The following is a 1,220-nucleotide window of genomic DNA, read 5'->3' on the forward strand; positions in this document are numbered from 1 at the left end:
GATAACTGAGGCGGAAAGTATGGGAAGAGGAAAACGAGACAAGGTGATTCTGAGTCGAGAACAGAGAAAAAGGCTGGAAGTCATAAGCAACAATGGATACGCCCCAGCCAAAAAAATACTTCATGCTCAAATACTGTTGATGTCAGACGAAGGAGGGGAAGCAAAGCGGAAATGGACAGATAACGAAATTGCCTTAGCACTCAATCTCCATCGCAATACAGTGGGTCGAGTGCGAAAAAAATTCTTAGAAAAAGGAGTAGTGCCAGCTAAGGAGAGAAAACTCAGAAGGAAACCACCAGTAGAGCCGATTGTGGTAGGAGTTACAGAAGCTCAAATTATTGCCCTTTGTTGCAGTGAGCCACCTCAAGGGAGAGGGAATTGGAGTTTGAGACTCTTAACTACAGAACTCAAGCGACGCACAATCGTCACGGAAATTTCTAGGGAAACAGTGAGACGAACCCTAAAAAAAACAAATTGCGTCCCTGGAAAACTCAGAGATTCTGTATTCCAGAACGAGATAGCCCTTGATTTGTAGCCGAAATGGAAGTAGTTCTAGACCACTATACCTGTCCTGAAAATCCAGAAATCCCCTTAATCTGCATGGATGAAGCCAGCAAGGAGTTACATGGTCACGCTAAGCGAACCGATTCCGATGCAGCCAGGAGTAAATGCCAAAGAAGACTATCACTACACCCGTGAAGGAGTCCAAGCCCTATTTAGGTTTTTTGACCCCAGCCGAGGTTGGCATGGGTGTCAGTTGTCGCGACAACCGCACCAGCTCCGACTGGGCTATGGAAGTCAAGCAATTACTCGATATTGACTATCCTGATGCTCCCAAAGTGCGCTTGCTGTGCGACAACCTCAATATACATAACATCTCCTCTTTTTACAAGACTTTTCCCGCCTCTGAAGCCCACAGTTTGGCACGGCGACGGTCGTTGATTCACACGCCACGCAATGGTAGTTGGCAAAATGAACGCGGAAACAGAGCTATCAGTACTGTCTCAGCAATGTCTTGACCGTCGGATTGCCACGGTTGAGGAACTAAAGAATGAACTTGATGCATGGCAACAAGAGCGCAACAGTAGAGAGCGCCAAGGTCGTTTGGCGATTTACTACCGAAGATGCACGAGTCAAACTTAAACACCTATATCCTGTATTTGAACTTGATGAAGACCTAGAATCTAATGCACCAAATTAGCTGTGCCACGCCACTACGC

The 1,220-nt window shown here is 46.4% G+C and carries 1 pseudogene; it reads left to right on the forward strand.

Annotated elements, in window-relative coordinates:
• The first annotated feature begins 19 nt into the window (after positions 1 to 19).
• Positions 20 to 1,201, forward strand: a pseudogene (locus F6K38_RS42430) (IS630 family transposase).
• Positions 1,202 to 1,220: the final 19 nt, after the last annotated feature.

Origin of the sequence: Moorena sp. SIO3B2 (assembly GCF_010692525.1) — a bacterium.
Lineage (GTDB): Bacteria > Cyanobacteriota > Cyanobacteriia > Cyanobacteriales > Coleofasciculaceae > Moorena > Moorena producens.